Genomic DNA, 16,487 nt, shown 5'->3' on the forward strand with positions numbered 1-16,487 from the left:
ATTTAATGACCTTCTTATGAGAAAATTAAGCCTGTTTTCTTTTCTTATCATTTTTATTTGTTCCTGTGAAGAAGAACCTGAGACCTTATTTAAGCTCAGATCAGCAGAAGAGACGGGGATCACATTTAACAACCAGATTGTTGAGACCGACAGCGCGAATATCCTTACCGAAGAATATATTTTTAACGGGGGAGGTGTAGGTGTTGGCGATTTTAATGCTGATGGGTTACCCGACTTGTTCTTTTCGGGCAACCAGGTCCCCAACCAATTGTATCTGAACCAGGGCGAGTTTAAATTCCGGAATGTCTCAAGAGAAGCTGGGATAATGGCCGAAGATCGATGGAATACAGGGGTGACCGTGACCGATATCAACACGGATGGCCTTCCGGATATATATGTTTGTTCTGCCCGGGAAGAAGGAAAGGAAAAAAGGGCTAACCTTCTTTTTATCAACCAGGGGACCAACGATAAGGGAATTCCCGTATTCAAAGAATCTGCGGCTGAATACGGCGTTGATGATTCCAGCAACAGTATGGGGGCCGCATTTTTTGATTATGACAAGGATGGTCACCAGGATCTCTATGTCCTGAACAATGAACAGGTGCATGTACTCCCCACCAATTACCGGACAAAAATTACCGATGGAACGGCAATCAGCAATGACCGCTTATTTCACAATAACGGAGATGGAACCTTTACCGATGTCACCCAGGAAGCGGGGATCACCATCGAGGGATTTGGATTAGGAATTGCCATTGCAGATCTCAATTACGATGGATGGCCTGATATTTATATCACCAACGACTATCTTACCAATGACCTGCTCTATATCAACAATGGAGACGGAACATTCAGGAACGATATCAAAGATCGGATCAGGCACCAAAGTAAGTTTTCCATGGGCTCTGATATTGCCGACTATGACAATGACGGTCTTTTAGATATCATCACCCTGGACATGCTGGGTGAGACAAACAGCCGTATGAAAACCACTATCGGTAATAACCCTTATATCACAACAATTATGAACCGGAAGTGGGGCTATGAAGAACAATACAGCCGAAATATGCTTCATAAGGGAAATGCAGCTGAGCTGCCATTCAGCGAAATAGGATTGATGGCCGGTGTTGCGAAGACAGACTGGAGCTGGTCTCCACTATTTATGGATGTTGATAATGACGGTTACAGGGACCTCCTGATTACAAATGGGTTTCCCAGGGACATTACGGATAAGGATTTTGGAGATTTTCGTGTTGGGGTAAGCCGTTTCCTGAGCCCTAAAGATATTCTTGACTCCATCCCAATCGTTAAGATCCCGAATTACGCTTACAGGAATAAGGGTGATTGGACATTTGAGGACAGTGGGAATGACTGGGGCCTGAACATCCCATCTTTCTCCAACGGAGCTGTGTTTGCCGACCTGGACCTTGATGGGGACCTGGATTATGTAGTGAACAACATCAACGACCCTGCATTCGTATTTGAAAATCGGCTTGACCAACGAGCTGATGCTGCCAATTACCTGAATGTACGCCTCAAGGGACCCAAGAGCAATCCGATGGGAATAGGCGCTAAATTACGTCTAAAGGCCAGTGAAGATCTAATACAGTACCACGAACAACAGGTGACCAGGGGATATATGTCTTCTGTAGAGGACCTGATCCATTTTGGTACCGGTGCATATAAGCAATTAGAGCAATTGGAAATCTGGTGGCCAGACGGGAGACACCAAGATTTAGGTAGTCTGAAAGCGAACCAGACCTTAGTGATTTCTTACGCGGATGCTACTGCAACAGAACAAAAAACAGGGCCTAAACCGTTCCGGGATTCTCAGCCGATACTCACTAAGGTACCCAGGGATCAAGGATTGGCCTTTAAGCATCAGGAACAGGATATGATCGATTTCAATATTCAAAGAATCCTTCCACATAAACTGACCCAGAACGGACCCGATATGACGGCGGGGGATATGAACGGCGATGGCCTGGAGGATTTTATCATCGGTGGATCTAACGGTCATTCCCCTACCCTGTTTTTCCAACAAGCAGATGGATCATTTATACAAGAACCACTATTTACCGATAAAGAAGACCTGGAATACGAAATAGAAAGCATGGCTTTGTTTGACCTTGATAATGACCAGGACCTGGATCTTTACCTTGTGTCCGGAAGCAATGAATTTGAGAGGGAAAGTAAACATTACTCGGACCGACTTTTTATCAATGACGGTAGGGGCAATTTCAGTTCAGCCGAACACCTAATGCCTGTAATTAATGCCAGCGGATCTGTAGTTACCACTGCGGATTTTGACGGGGATGGATATACTGATCTCTTTGTGGGTGGACGCACGCCCATAGGCAGATATCCCTTGCCGGAAAAAAGTTTCCTCTTACGCAATAACAAGGGCCAGTTAGAAGATGTTACCGCTGCCAAAGCCCCCGGTCTTTCTAACATTGGTATGGTCACCGATGCGGTTTGGGCCGATATTGATGGGGATCAGCGAAACGACCTAATTCTCGTGGGTGAATTCATGGGCGTTACCATATTCAGGAATGAAGAAAATACGCTGACTCAATTAAAGGGCACAGGGCTGGAGGAACAGAAAGGGTGGTGGCAATCCATAGCCTCTGCCGATATGGATAATGATGGCGATATAGATCTTATTGTCGGGAATTTAGGTTCCAATAATTTTTACCAGGCCAGTGAGGACCGGCCGGTTTCTGTGCTGGCCAAAGATTTTGACAATAATGGCAGTGTAGATCCGGTAATGTTCGCATATTTTAAAAACGACGAAGGGGAATACGAATCTTTCCCGGTTCATTTCTGGGGAGACCTTTACGGACAAAGCCCATTATTCCGTAGTAAATTCGATTTTTTTAAGGACTATGCGAAAGCTACCCAGGATAATCTTTTCAAAGACCGAGAATTAGAAGGAGCAGTTCATCTCAAAGCAAATACGGATAAGAGCATCTATATAGAAAATAAAGGCGATGGCACCTTTAAAATAAGACCGCTACCCACAGAAGCACAATTAGCCCCCCTAACAGACCTGCTGATCGAAGACCTGGATGAGGACGGGCATAAAGACTTAATGTTAATTGGAAATGACTACGGGAACGAACCTTTTATAGGGAAATACGATGCCTTTAATGGTTTATTGCTGAAGGGAGACGGCAAAGGAAACTTTTCCGCCGTACCGACACCTGAAAGCGGATTTGAAGTCACCGGTGATGCCAAATCACTCATTCGTATAGAGGGTGCGGATAAGAGCTTTAAATACCTGGCCAGCCAAAACAGGGACAGCCTCCTGATATTTACCAGGAGGACTGCCGTGCTCAACTAGTATAAGTAGTGTATAAATTCATGAATTTTATAGCGGTTTAAAGGGTTTGTATATGGTAGAATCACTGATTCGGTTAACTTAGGATCAGATTCCTAGACCAGATTGCAGGCTTACCATTACGAATAGATAAACGGAAATCTCCGAAGATATAGAGTGGTCCAGTTCCCCCGGGCCTGTTAATTCTGAAAACAGAGTTAGTTGATTTTAGATTGTTGAGTTGGAGCAGCGTTCTTTGTTAAGGCGCTGCTTTTTTCATTTAAAAAAGATCACTCAGATTCTACCTTAGCTTGGTTGAGTTCTTTTATAAAATAAGACGGGAGTATACCCTGTCTTTTCTTAAAAGCCGAATTAAAGGTGTTGAGGGTATTAAAGCCTACAGTTGTGGCGATATAACACAATTTACTATTGCGCAGGTCCTCATCCTCTATGAGTTTAGGAATAAGGAAATCTATCCTAAGGCAGTTTAAATAGTTATTAAAATTACACCCTTTCTCCTGGTTGATGACCTGGGAAAGGTATTTAGGGTTGGTCTTGAGTGATTCTGCAAGGGAATGCAAGTTGCAGCAGGGGTCCAGGAAGAAATTTTCACATTCCAAATTCTCAAGTTTGGCCAGGATGATGGCCTTAACATCATCATCCATCGTTTGGCAGTTACTGCCAGCTTCCTTCTTGTCTTCCACTAAGACCGAATTTATTTCCCATGTCCGTAATTTTTCTTTTAACTCTGACTGTACTTTGGCCAGCTCTAACGCCTTATTATAAAGTAACTTGTTCTTGGACCTGACTTTGAAGTATGAATATACGGAGAGTCCACTTATCGTTAATACGAGCATAAGCAAGGTAAACAGGGTATTGAAATTAGCCTGCTGTTTTTCATTCTCCAGTTCCAGTATTCTTTTTCGCTGGCTGATTTCTTTAACGTTTCTCTTTGTTTCAAGTATAACGATCTTTTGTTCCTGCTCATTAGTAAAAATCGAATCCCTGATGGTCTCAAATAACGCCTTGTACTCTGATGATTTTCCAGGCTGATCTGTTTGTTGGTATAACTGGCTTAGGATTTCGCTATTATCCTTGACCACATCAAAAGCATTAATCTGCTCTGCCGCTTCAAGACTTTCCTCGTAAGACTTAATAGCATTAACAGTATCATTTTGTTTTAATAAAAGCTGTCCTTGAAGAATGAGTGCCCTTGGGATCCGAAAGCGGTATTGCTTTTCGTAATTCTTCTCCAAAGCCCGCGATAAATAGGCCTGAGCCTTGTCAAGATTACCTGACATAAGGTAAATGTCGGCCATGTTCATATGCACCGCACTCTCAATGTAATCCCCTGGAGGCGGCATTTTTACTTCTAATTTTTCATAAAATGCATAAGCTTTTAAAGCCGACTGAACATCACTAAGCTTAGATTTCATTCGAGCTATCTCGTCGATCTTGGGAAAGAAATACTGGGTTTGTCCTAACCTGATTATGAAGGGAATGCCTTTTAGGCAATAGGACAATGCCTTTTCATAATTCTCGGTACGCAGGTAATAATGTGATAAGGCCGCATATGCCCTCATATAAAGATGATCCGTATGATGAGTTTCTGCTATATCCAGGAGCTCTAACCCTGTCTGAAGTGCTTTATCATAATGTCCTTTCTCGCTATATATATCCGTTATAAGGGTGAGAACATCCCCTTGCTCTTCCAAAAAATTGTTCTTCCCTGCAGTGGACAGTACTTCGGATGCCAGCGTAAAAGACCTGTCAAAATCACCTCGAATAAACAATAGGTATGCCTCCTGGTATTTAGATTGTAATATGCCTTTTTTAAAACCGAGTTCAGAGGATAAGATCAAGGCTCTTTCTGAAAAGGTTTTAGCCGCATGGATATCCTTGTACATGTGGGCTTTACTCAGATCTAACAACAGCTGTACTTTTTCCCGTCCTTCCACATGGCGCAAAAGGGACTCACGCTCAGTAATGGAGATTCGCTCTCCGGAATGCTGATCAGCAAATTCCTCCATTTTATTGAAGAAAAAAGAAACAGAATCATTTTGTACATCCTGGGCACATAGTATGGAGATAGCACCCATGAACAGGAAGAAGGTAAACCTCGTGGACCAGGTATACATAGGTTGGCGTTGATTAGAAGAGTTGAGTAATAGTTGAGACCCCTAAAAGTATCTAAAATCGTTAAACAAAACTTATTAAATTATCACCCTTCCCTCTATTATTTTACCAATTTAACGAAATGGCATTTCCACAATTAACTATATCTCATGATTTTAAGATATTTATGCACGTGGCAATGATAAACTCCTGCGCCTTGTTTAACTAACCGGATTTCTTTACATATTTTGTGAGGATAACAATCTGCTGCCCGTTAACTTTACCTTCAATGCATTCGGCATTGTCGTGAACCAATGAAATATTTCGGACCGCGGTACCGCGCTTGGCAGTAAAACCAGCTCCCTTAACGTTCAGATCTTTGATCAGCACCACCTGATCTCCCTGAGATAACAGAGCCCCATTGGTATCCAAATGTTCAAGGGCTTGCTCATCTTTAAGCTCATCCCAATTCCTGGCCCATTGTTCTGTTCCCGGTTCCATATAAAACATCTGGAGGAGATCTAGTGCCCATGCCTGCTCTTTTAAACGGTTCAGCATCCTCCATGCTACTACTTTCACTGCATCAACCTCGCTCCACATGCTCTCGGATAAGCCTCTCCAGTGATCGGCTTGCATCTTATCTCTATCTTCAATTTGCTCAAAACAATTAGTACAACAAATTATAAAGTTTTCTGAATGTTCTTCCGATTTTGGCGGAACCAGGTATTGCTGTAGTTGTTCTGCGGACTTACATAGCTCGCATTGCGCTCCACTTCGCTGCTCCAGTTCTTTTTTTACACTCATGGTATAGTATTATGGGTAGATTGGCAAAAGTATTAAAAGGCACCATCAATTTCGATTATTCCCAACTAAAAGGATTTAATTCCAGGGTTTAGATAGTGACAGGCAGCCACAAAAAAACCGAGATATTTAATCCCGGTCTTTTGAAGAAAATACGAATCCTGATATGTTTAATATCGTTCTCCTCTTAGCGCTTTCTCTATAGGGGTGTTACCTTGCAGGATCTCAAAAGTTTCCCCTTTCCTTACATTATCTTCCAATACCGTAACGAGAGCTTTCGCTACATCTGCCCTTGGTATTTTTCCTTTTTCGGCAAGTTTTGTTTCCAGTTTTATCTGACCCGAGGCATCGTCATTAGTAAGAGCTCCGGGACGCACAATGGTATAAGGTAATTCACTACCCCTCAAATACTCATCCGCGTTGCGCTTAGCTTCCAGATAGTCTTTTAATTTCACGTGCCGGGCTGGTTCGTCAGCTCCCATTGAACTGAGCATCACGAATTTTTTTATGCCTTCTTTTTTACCGGCTTCAGTTAATTTCTTGGCACCTTCCTGGTCTACCTCAACCACCTTTTCCCCTCCGGATCCAGCGGCAAATATGATCTTATCCACACCTTGTACCGCATGGCTTACTTCTTGCTCAAGATCTGCCAAAACGACCTGGATATTATTCTTTTCAAAATCTTTTTTCTGTTCTTCTTTACGCACCATAGCAATAGGCTGGTAATTAGCTGAATCTTTAAGAAGATTCACGACAATATTACCGGTTGTTCCTGTTGCACCGGCAACCAATATTTTCTGTTTTTCCTTACTCATGTTTTAGCCAATATTTTTTGGGGCAAGCTCCGGTAGTGGAATAATAGTTCTGCATCCCGGAAAAAGCCTCTGTTGAATTAATTATACTTAAGATATCATAAGCGGGGGAAGAAGTTGATGGAGAAGCGTAAAATATGGATGCAGAAGCAAGTTTGGCTACGGTGTTTTCTGATTGGATTACAGTACTTGGGATACACTACATAATTAGGAGTTGTAGTAGTAATCATACCTGTCCCCGGCTTTGAATGGGAAAAGGAAGCAGGTGGCTGCCTGGTCAAATGCTAAAGTATTGATCTGTAACGAATAACCGCAGAGACTGAATGTAGAAATGATTCTTCGCAAAAAGAGGGGGCTCAAAACCCCACCCCGGTTTTAAGTTAAAGTCTTTCACTGCAGGAAGCTTGCAGTCTGTAAAGGGACATAGGTACATAGGTACAAAGAGACAAAGTTACAAGGTTACTAGGATACAGAGGGTCAAAAGGGAATAGGCGATGCTAGTTCTGAGTTAATACTACAAAAATCTCTTTTGCCAACTGGGGCCTCTTAACCCCACCCCGAGCTTAAGATAATTGTTTACACTGCAGGAAGCTTGCAGTCTGTAAAGGGACATAGGTACAGAGGGACAAAGGTACATAGGTACATAGGGACAACCCGCCCGAACGTGCCGTTCGGTACGGGCGGGAGGGACAATCCATCTCATATACGAGCTGTTAAGGAAAATACTGCATACTTCTAACTTAGAACTGCTGACTTTTCACCCGGGGGGCACTTACCCCCTCCCCGGTTGTAAGTTATCCCTTTAGACTGCAGTAAACATGCAGTTTACTTTAATATAATTGACGGTGCGTGATTTTTGGTATGTGCGTTGCAGTTGCTTACTCACCACCTTATTTTTAGGCATAAAAAAAAGCCCTCTTGTTAAAGAGAGCTTCTGAAGTACAGGTGAGAGGAATCCCCGTATCGCGAAGCTCACGGGACAGGCCCTGCCTATCGGCAGGCGAGTTCTCGTCCTCTCTTGACCTAAAACCATTTCGTATATGTCCATAAAAAAAGCCCTCCTGTTAAAGAGAGCTTTTGAAGTACAGGTGAGAGGACTCGAACCTCCACGGATTGCTCCACTAATACCTGAAACTAGCGCGTCTACCAATTCCGCCACACCTGCAAATCCGCTGCAAATTTAATCATTTTTTAAAATATCCCATCTTTTTATGCAAAAGGATTTCTATCTGGAGTAACCACAACTACATTGACGAGTTTTCCCAAAATACCTCTTTACCGCACATGAGAATGAAAAACCTTCCATAGGAATATTGATTCAACGCCTGATGCATCTCTCTGCCAAAATCAGAGCATATCATAGGATCAATAACCGTTCTCCCGATTTCCGTAATAGCAAACGTAAAAAATGTCCTTCTGCTTATAAGGGCTTTTCACGTTATACAGGCGGAGAAACTTCCCTTGTCTACGCTCGGGATAAACTTCTCGTCCCTCCTAACTCCTTCGGTTCAGGACATAAAAAAAGCCCTTCCACTAAGAAGAGCTTTTTACGTTGTACAGGCGGAGAGACTCGAACTCTCACACCTTTCGGCACTAGATCCTAAGTCTAGCGTGTCTACCAATTCCACCACGCCTGCATAAACTATTTCAATGTTGCGATGCTTAATCTTATTATGTATCCCCGATACACGCTAGACTTCTAGCGTGCCCACCCGACTGAACGCCGTTCGGGCGGGTCTACCAATTCCACCACGCCTGCAACAAATCCCCCCAGACTTGCTAAGGGAGTGCAAATATATAGTAATTTTTGAATTTAAAAATACTTCCTCTTTAAAATTCCAATGTTCTTTTCTATTTTTAAAAGATAAACAATTAAAAACCTATGCAAGACCCGTCAGGCTATATCCAGGAACACAAAGAACGTTTTATAAATGAATTAATCAATTTATTAAAAATACCCTCCGTAAGTGCCGATTCTGCACATTCCCAAGATGTAATCAATGCCGCTGAAGCCATTGCCGTCGCCCTTTCCGAAGCCGGTTGTGACGAGGTAGAGGTCTGTGAAACTTCGGGATACCCTATTGTCTACGGTGAAAAAATTATAGGCCAGGACCTTCCTACAGTCCTCGTTTACGGTCATTATGATGTGCAACCACCAGACCCCCTGGATCTTTGGGACACTCCTCCCTTTGAACCTGTGATCAAAGAAACTGAACTGCACCCGGAAGGTGCTATTTTTGCGCGGGGGGCCTGTGATGACAAAGGGCAAATGTACATGCATGTGAAAGCCCTGGAATACATGGTAAGGAATAACAACCTCCCGTGCAATGTTAAATTCATGATCGAAGGGGAAGAAGAAGTAGGCAGTCCCAGTTTGGTCACCTTCGTGAGGGAGAATCGTGAGAAATTGCGAAATGATATTATCCTGATCTCAGACACCGGCATGATCGCACCAGATGTCCCGTCAATCACAACTGGTCTTCGCGGACTCTCCTATGTCGAAGTAGCTGTGACCGGTCCTAACAGGGATCTGCACTCAGGACTCTATGGCGGAGCCGTGGCCAATCCTATCAATATCCTGGCTAAAATGATCGCTTCGCTCCATGATGAGAATAACCATATTACCATCCCCGGCTTCTATGATAAGGTCCATGAACTGTCTGCAGAAGAAAGACGTGCCATGGCCGAAGCTCCATTCAGTTTGGAAGCCTATAAGAATCACCTGGATATTAAAGACGTCTATGGAGAGAAAGGGTTTACCACTAACGAAAGAAACTCTATTCGCCCTACTTTGGATGTAAATGGGATCTGGGGAGGCTATATAGGGGAAGGTGCAAAAACCGTTATTGCCAGTAAGGCTTTTGCAAAAATTTCCATGCGCCTGGTGCCAGACCAGGAGTGGCAAGAGATCACAGAACTTTTTACAAAACACTTCACAAGTATTGCCCCGGAAGGGGTTAAGGTAGAGGTAACACCTCATCACGGGGGACAGGCTTATGTTACCCCTATCGATCATATAGGTTACCGGGCGGCGAGCGAAGCCTATAAAACTACGTTTGGAAAAACACCGATCCCACAACGCAGTGGAGGGAGCATACCCATTGTTTCGCTGTTTGAACAAGAACTCGATAGCAAAACCATACTAATGGGGTTTGGCTTAGACAGCGATGCTATACACTCTCCGAACGAACACTATGGGATAAAGAATTACCTGAAAGGCATAGAAACCATCCCGCATTTCTATTCGTCCTTTACCAGGATGTCTGAAGCTGAATAAACTGCTTTCTTCCGTCGATATAAAAAGCCGCTGTTGCGGCTTTTTTTGTTTTCACGTAATATCCCAAATAATTTATGACCAGATCCAGACCCTCTAAAACACTAAGGATCAGTAAAATTTAAAGGGTATCACATACCAAAACGCAGAATTCACAGTTGTACCCGTATACATCATCATCAATCAAAAAACACCATATCATGATTCAAAAGTTCTTTATTCTCTGCTCCGGGGCAGATACCCATATCCTAGAAACTTGTTCAGAGGGCGAAAAAAATAAGTACGCCGGAATCGGGGCTACCGTATTCTTTACAGCCCTTATGGCCTTTATTGCCGCCAGCTATGCTCTTTATACCGTATTTGACAATGTATATTCTGCTATTTTTTTCGGCTTCCTTTGGGGACTGCTGATTTTTAACCTGGATCGTTTTATTGTCTCTACGCTGAAAAAACGGGATCATTTCGGGAAGGAATTACTACAGGCTAGCCCTCGTATTGTGCTAGCTATAATCATTGCGGTTGTCATTTCTAAACCCTTGGAGATGAAGATTTTTGAAAAGGAAATCAACCAGGTTCTACTGGAGCAAAAGAATTCGCTCACCTTAGCCAATAAAGACCAGATCGCTTTACAATATCAACCAGCTATTGAAGAACTCAATACTCAAATTGCCGCTTTAAAAAATGAGGTAGTGGAGAAAGAACGCAGCACGAATGCCTTATACGACACATATATTGCTGAAGCCGAAGGGCGGCAGGGTACACAACTCATAGGAAAAGGCCCGGTATATAAGGAAAAACGTGAAAAACACGATGCATCCCTTGCTGATCTACAAGCCTTGAGGAATACCAATACCGATAAAATTGCTGCGGCTGAAGCCGAAATAGACAGGCTGAATACAACATACCAGCTTGCTGTAACCAATTCACAACCCATTATTGATGGCTTTGACGGGTTAATGGCAAGGATCAATGCTTTATCCGAATTACCCTGGTTCCCGTCATTCTTTATATTCCTGTTATTCCTGGCCATAGAAACCTCTCCTATCCTGGTTAAGCTGTTAGCTCCAAAAGGACCTTACGACCTGAAAATTGAAGAGGAAGAATCTATTGTTGCGACATGGGTAGCCCAGAAAGTCAATGAGCGCAAACACATCCTGGCCACGGACACTGCACTGAATCATAAGATCTATTCAGAGATTGCTGAGGAGGAGGCAATATTTGCTTATAAAAAGCAAAAAGCAGAGGAGTTAATGCGCCTGCAAGCAGACAGTTTTCACAAATTACAAGTCAAGAATTTATAAACCGAAGAGCTCGTCTTTTTGTTTCCTTGTGAGCTTGTTTACCACAAGATCATAGGAATGATCAATTAGTTCTTCTAATAATTGCGTTGGGAGTTGATCCAGGTAAAGGGTGTTCCAATGCCGTTTATCCAAGTAGGCCAAGGCCGGGATAATACCAGCGTGCCGATCGCGAAGATCAATAGCCCTTTCGGGATCGCATTTCATGTTCACTTGCGGTGGGGAACGCTCCAAAGGTGTAAAGACAAATATCTTCCCCATTACTTTGAACACCAGGGTATGTTCATCAAAAGGAAGCTCTTCTGTAACTCCTTTTTTACAGATGCAGTACTCCCTGAAACTTTCTATATTCACCTTTACTTGATATTAATTATTGAACGGCCCCCTGGGCATCATATACGACAACCTTTTCCCATAAGGAGGACGCATCCTCAATGAATTTGAGGTGTGCTACCTCCGTTTGGTAACCTTCCTGGGCTTCGGCCGATTCAAAAGTGAGGGTTAGCTGGTAGGTAAATGAATCATCTACCACATCCCTTGTCGCCTTTGGTGCCACCCCTACAAAATTGGTCTTGGCAAATTTTGAATCCCTGAGTAAAGTAGCCAATGCAATCTCAAAATCTGCACGATCCGCACTACTGTCCGGATTCTTCAACCAGAAAAAGACGGTATGTACAAAGGAAGGGTCAAAATTGCGGGAGGCATCCATCTCCTGCGCAAATCCTTTGAAAGCAAAAAACAGGAGTAATATTGTAATTGATAGTTTTTTCATTTTAGTCGGTTTTATTTTTTAATTGTTTCTTGTTAAACTCCAATGCACTGTAGTCTAAAGTCCAACCAATGGTCTCTACAATCTTCTCAATAAGCAGAACGGCTTCCAGGGCCTCTTTATTGGCTGTTTCCATCAGTCCGCTTTCCGGGATCTTTTCCAGTATGTGCTTACGGGCCTCTTTGTTAAGCGAGGTAAGATCATCGGGGGTGAACGCATTAAATATGCCGTTCCTGATATCATAAAATTCCAGTTCCGGCTCAATGGTCAGCACTTCCGGTGCGGGGAAATTTTCTAAAATTATTTTTTTTCGCTCGTTATCGGCATGCATGAATAATTTTTTAAGGTCATAGCCGATCTGGGCCTTTGCTTTGATGACGATAAGGGCACGTTTCTTACTGCTGATCATACTCATAAAACGGGACCTGGTATTTTCATACCTATAAATTTCGGCAAAATCACCTTCCACCGTGATCAGCTTGCAGACGCTCCTTATTTTTTCAAGGATCACCGTACTCTGGTGCTGGGTCAATTCCCGTCGACTTCGTCTCCTGATATAGGAGAAGATCCAGTACATCAGGATCGCGCCTAGGGCAAGCCCCAGAAAGATTTCCAGTACATCATTCATCCTTCAGTATTTTATATAAGACCGGGCGGCTCGGAGCTGCATCGTTTTCAAAAGCAGCGGTCTGCAACTCCAGCAAATACGTCCCGTCCAATACCTTATTGGGGACATATATAAATTCAGTTATTGTTGCATCCACGCGTTTCTTCCCTTCCATGTTCCAGAATGCCCGGTGGGAAACCAGGGCACCGTCATCTTTTTCTTTATCGATAGACGGAAGGTCGATTAATAAATGCTGAACATTGCGCTCAACCAGATAACGTGTGGCATCTTCGAGGAGGTAAGGTGGATTTTTGTGCGAATAGTGCCTGGTCTTTTTTTGTCCTGTATTGGGTAAAGTACGGATCACCACAGCAGTACAGTCGCGATCTTTTAAAGCGTACTCCAATTGAACCCTTGAAATACAACGATCTTCACCGTGTCCTTCCGGAGCAATGGTAATAACCTCGGCCAGGCAAAAGAATTTTTTTAAATGTTTATTGATAGGATAGGATTCAGCGGTAATATGCCCCACTGTTTCCGTATGGGTTCCATGAGCATGGGGATTAAAATAAATATCATTAAAATTGATTGATGCTCCTTCACTGACACTCGCGACAAATTCACCTTCCTTATAAGGGGTTATCTTGGGTGGATCGGCATACCAGGCATTCACATTTTTTCCTGTTCCCCGAATCGGGATAGACAGATCTAAAGGCGCATTCAGGTTTACCTTAAATTCTCTTTTATTTAGTTTTATACTGGCTATCATTTGGTTTTTCATTCTTTACAGTAGGTGTTTTTCAGGAATTGTCTTTCAAGTTAATCATAAACAGGTCTGCTGCAATTCCGTCGGTTAAAAATTTTCCTTTAGAAGTCACGTGCAGGGTATTATCGGTCTGCTTCACCAATTCTAATCGTATCAGTTTCTCTGCCTGTTCTATAAGATAATCCTTGTATAAGGATCCATATTCTGTAGCAACCTTCTCAATCGACACCCCCCAGATAGTTCTCAGGCCGGTCATTACGTATTCATTATACCGGTCCCGTTTGCTAAGCTCTTCTATCGAAATGGGCAATTCCCCCTCTTGAATTGCTTTGATGTACTTGGTATTATTACGGATATTCCATCCCCTGCTTTGCCCGTCATAGGAATGTGCAGAAGGGCCTATACCCAGGTAGTGTTTCCCCAGCCAGTAGGCCGAATTGTTCTCTGAGAAATATCCGGGCATAGCAAAATTAGACAGTTCGTAATGTACAAAGCCTCTATGTTCTAAATAACCAACCATATGTTTAAAATGCCTTTCCGCAGCTTCATCATTAACCGGGGGAACCTGGCCTTTCTCAATCATGTGCTTAAGCGCGGTACGCGGTTCAACGGTCAGGGCATAACTGGAAATATGAGGGATATTGAAAGAGGTGGCAGTTTGCAGGTTGCGCTCCCAACGCTCCATATCCATTCCGGGAATACCGTAAATGAGATCCAAAGAAATATTGTCAAAATAGTCGGAAGCCAGTTCCAGGCATCTTTTTGCCTCTTCGGCATTATGCGCCCTGTTCATCAGCTTCAGGTCTTCCTCAAAAAAAGACTGTACACCAATACTGAGACGGTTAATATGTGAGTGTGCCAGGTCTTTTACCTTAGCTGAGGACAGGTCATCCGGGTTAGCTTCCAGGGTTATTTCGGGTTCGGCAGAAACGGGGAAGTGTTTATGCACCGTATTTATGATACGGTCCAAATCCTCAATTCCCAGTAGGGAGGGTGTTCCCCCACCAAAATAGATAGTTTTTATTTCCTTGTTTCCCAGTTCATCTTTACGCAACAACAACTCCTTCTGTAGCGCTCCAACCATACTTTCCAAGTGCTTGGTATTAGTACTGAAATGAAAATCGCAGTAGTGACAAGCTTGCTTGCAAAAAGGGATGTGGATGTAGATTCCGCTCATTCTATACAGGGACAAAGGTACAACCCGCCCGTACCGAACGGCACGTTCGGGCGGGAGGGACATAGGTACAAGGGGACAAAGTTACCTTGCTGAGTACAAAGGTAAGGATTACGGCACTTACCTTCTTCTCGATTGGTTGTCAGTACTTACTTTCTGAAATAAATAATGTTCTGACCCTTTTTTCTTCAGAAGCCTTCGGTATATAAAGCAATCGATACCGTGAGGCCGGGGTTCTTAACCCCGCCCCGGTCTTAAGTTATTCGAGGCTACTGCAGAATACAAGCAGTTTAGTATTAAATAAACAGACTTTGGGTTTACCCTAATATAAAAGGCCTGATCACGACTTGCTGTCCAGAATTTACTGCTTTATGTTTATAAAATAAAAATAGGGTGCACTGCCTACTTCTTAACCCTTTTTTCATTCTGCTTTACGAAAGCATCCCAGCCGGAATAGCCTTTTCCCGTATCAATTTTACCCTCGTTATAGAAATGGCACACCGCTGCAGCAAGGCCATCTGTACTGTCCAGGTTTTTAGGCAACTCTTTCAGACCCAGGGTGCTTTGCAGCATTTTAGCCACTTGCTCCTTGCTGGCATTCCCGTTTCCGGTAATGGCCATTTTTATCTTCTTTGGTAAATACTCGGTGATCGGGATTTGTCGTGATAGCCCGGCAGCCATTGCTACACCCTGGGCACGACCAAGTTTCAGCATGGACTGCACATTCTTACCAAAGAAAGGGGCTTCAATAGCGATCTCATCGGGGTGGTAAGTGTCAATGAGCTCAATGGTACGTTCAAAGATCAATTTAAGCTTGGTGTAGGGGTCCGAATATTTCTGCAGCAATAATTCGTTCATCTGCACAAACTCCATTTTCTTTCCCTGGATACGAATAATCCCGAAACCCATGATGGTAGTTCCCGGATCTATCCCTAATATGATCTTTTCAGTACTCAATGTTTGGTATTTAAGATGATGGGGACCCGGAATTTCGCACTGACAGGTATTCCTCTTTTCAGAGCCGGTTCAAGTTTAGGCAGACTTTTAAGGCTTTCAATGATGACCCCGTTAAATTCCGGAATCTGGTTGCGGATTGCAGCATTCTCTTCCATATCAAGAACACTGATGGCACCGGTCTTATCTACCAGGAAATCCACATAGAGGGTATCGGCAACATCATTGGCCAGTTCAAATTCGAACTCGCTTAATATCTCGGAGAAATGTTTTAGCAGGGTACGTTCAAAACAGGCGCGCTGTACGGCTTTGGGCACGGTTTCGTCGCAATCGAGAAAGAGTGGGTACTGGTCCACATCGTTCCAGTTGATACTCTCTAATTCTGCAGCTACCATTTTTTGGGTTTGCACCTCCGGGGATTCAAACCAGGCACAGGAAGAAAGCAGCCCACAAAAAATAATGATCCCCAACTTGCGCATTCCGGTTGTTTTACCGGGGAAAATTACGACTTTTTAAAGAACCACCTATAATGCTTCGCAAGGATTCCAATTTGCAGGTACTAGCATAACATGATCTTTAATTCTTTTCATCCATTTCC

At 43.3% G+C, this 16,487-nt stretch carries 13 protein-coding genes and 2 tRNA genes; 3 read left to right on the forward strand and 12 right to left on the reverse strand.

What is annotated here, in order from left to right; genetic code table 11:
• Positions 1 to 16: 16 nt before the first annotated feature.
• The gene (locus PP178_RS01645) at positions 17 to 3,343 is read left to right on the forward strand and encodes a VCBS repeat-containing protein (RefSeq protein WP_272592564.1); all 3,327 of its coding nucleotides are present in this window, start codon (positions 17 to 19) and stop codon (positions 3,341 to 3,343) included.
• A gap of 266 nt (positions 3,344 to 3,609) precedes the next feature.
• On the opposite strand, the gene PP178_RS01650 is transcribed toward PP178_RS01645, so the two are convergent.
• The 5 genes from PP178_RS01650 to PP178_RS01670 all read right to left on the reverse strand — a co-directional run bounded on the left by PP178_RS01650 (position 3,610) and on the right by PP178_RS01670 (position 8,684).
• The gene (locus PP178_RS01650) at positions 3,610 to 5,457 is read right to left on the reverse strand and encodes a tetratricopeptide repeat protein (RefSeq protein WP_272592565.1); all 1,848 of its coding nucleotides are present in this window, start codon (positions 5,455 to 5,457) and stop codon (positions 3,610 to 3,612) included.
• Between the two features lie 202 nt (positions 5,458 to 5,659).
• Complete coding sequence (locus PP178_RS01655; RefSeq protein ID WP_272592566.1) at positions 5,660 to 6,238, reverse strand: PhnA domain-containing protein; 579 nt, start codon at positions 6,236 to 6,238, stop codon at positions 5,660 to 5,662.
• A 167-nt stretch (positions 6,239 to 6,405) separates the two neighbouring features.
• Positions 6,406 to 7,050 (reverse strand): SDR family oxidoreductase, encoded by a 645-nt coding sequence (locus tag PP178_RS01660; RefSeq protein WP_272592567.1) that lies wholly within the window; start codon positions 7,048 to 7,050, stop codon positions 6,406 to 6,408.
• A 1,080-nt stretch (positions 7,051 to 8,130) separates the two neighbouring features.
• A tRNA-Leu gene (locus PP178_RS01665) sits at positions 8,131 to 8,212 on the reverse strand.
• A gap of 390 nt (positions 8,213 to 8,602) precedes the next feature.
• A tRNA-Leu gene (locus PP178_RS01670) sits at positions 8,603 to 8,684 on the reverse strand.
• A 245-nt stretch (positions 8,685 to 8,929) separates the two neighbouring features.
• Here PP178_RS01670 and PP178_RS01675 point away from each other — a divergent pair.
• Both PP178_RS01675 and PP178_RS01680 read left to right on the forward strand, forming a co-directional pair.
• Positions 8,930 to 10,324: a dipeptidase gene (locus PP178_RS01675; protein WP_272592568.1), complete on the forward strand. Its 1,395-nt coding sequence runs from the start codon at positions 8,930 to 8,932 to the stop codon at positions 10,322 to 10,324.
• A gap of 197 nt (positions 10,325 to 10,521) precedes the next feature.
• On the forward strand, positions 10,522 to 11,622 hold the full coding sequence (locus PP178_RS01680) for a DUF4407 domain-containing protein (protein WP_272592569.1): 1,101 nt from the start codon (positions 10,522 to 10,524) through the stop codon (positions 11,620 to 11,622).
• On the opposite strand, the gene PP178_RS01685 is transcribed toward PP178_RS01680, so the two are convergent.
• The 7 genes from PP178_RS01685 to PP178_RS01715 form a co-directional block, all read right to left on the reverse strand.
• Positions 11,617 to 11,973: an MmcQ/YjbR family DNA-binding protein gene (locus tag PP178_RS01685; protein WP_272592570.1), complete on the reverse strand. Its 357-nt coding sequence runs from the start codon at positions 11,971 to 11,973 to the stop codon at positions 11,617 to 11,619. The two genes, PP178_RS01680 and PP178_RS01685, sit on opposite strands and share 6 nt — an antisense overlap.
• 16 nt (positions 11,974 to 11,989) lie before the next feature.
• Positions 11,990 to 12,391, reverse strand: a complete 402-nt coding sequence (locus PP178_RS01690) for a Dabb family protein (RefSeq protein ID WP_272592571.1) — start codon at positions 12,389 to 12,391, stop codon at positions 11,990 to 11,992.
• Position 12,392: 1 nt separating this feature from the next.
• Positions 12,393 to 13,016: a DUF4230 domain-containing protein gene (locus PP178_RS01695; protein ID WP_272592572.1), complete on the reverse strand. Its 624-nt coding sequence runs from the start codon at positions 13,014 to 13,016 to the stop codon at positions 12,393 to 12,395.
• Positions 13,009 to 13,764, reverse strand: a complete 756-nt coding sequence (locus PP178_RS01700) for a cyclase family protein (protein ID WP_272593608.1) — start codon at positions 13,762 to 13,764, stop codon at positions 13,009 to 13,011. The genes PP178_RS01695 and PP178_RS01700 overlap by 8 nt, the downstream gene beginning before the upstream one ends.
• 31 nt (positions 13,765 to 13,795) lie before the next feature.
• Entirely contained in the window at positions 13,796 to 14,938 is a 1,143-nt protein-coding gene (gene hemW, locus PP178_RS01705) for a radical SAM family heme chaperone HemW (RefSeq protein WP_272592573.1), read from the reverse strand.
• Positions 14,939 to 15,337: 399 nt separating this feature from the next.
• The gene (ruvC, locus tag PP178_RS01710) at positions 15,338 to 15,892 is read right to left on the reverse strand and encodes a crossover junction endodeoxyribonuclease RuvC (protein WP_272592574.1); all 555 of its coding nucleotides are present in this window, start codon (positions 15,890 to 15,892) and stop codon (positions 15,338 to 15,340) included.
• A complete protein-coding gene (locus PP178_RS01715; protein WP_272592575.1) occupies positions 15,889 to 16,368 on the reverse strand; it encodes a hypothetical protein in 480 nt (159 codons plus the stop codon). The genes ruvC and PP178_RS01715 overlap by 4 nt, the downstream gene beginning before the upstream one ends.
• Positions 16,369 to 16,487: the final 119 nt, after the last annotated feature.

The organism is Zeaxanthinibacter sp. PT1, from assembly GCF_028464225.1.
GTDB lineage: Bacteria > Bacteroidota > Bacteroidia > Flavobacteriales > Flavobacteriaceae > Zeaxanthinibacter.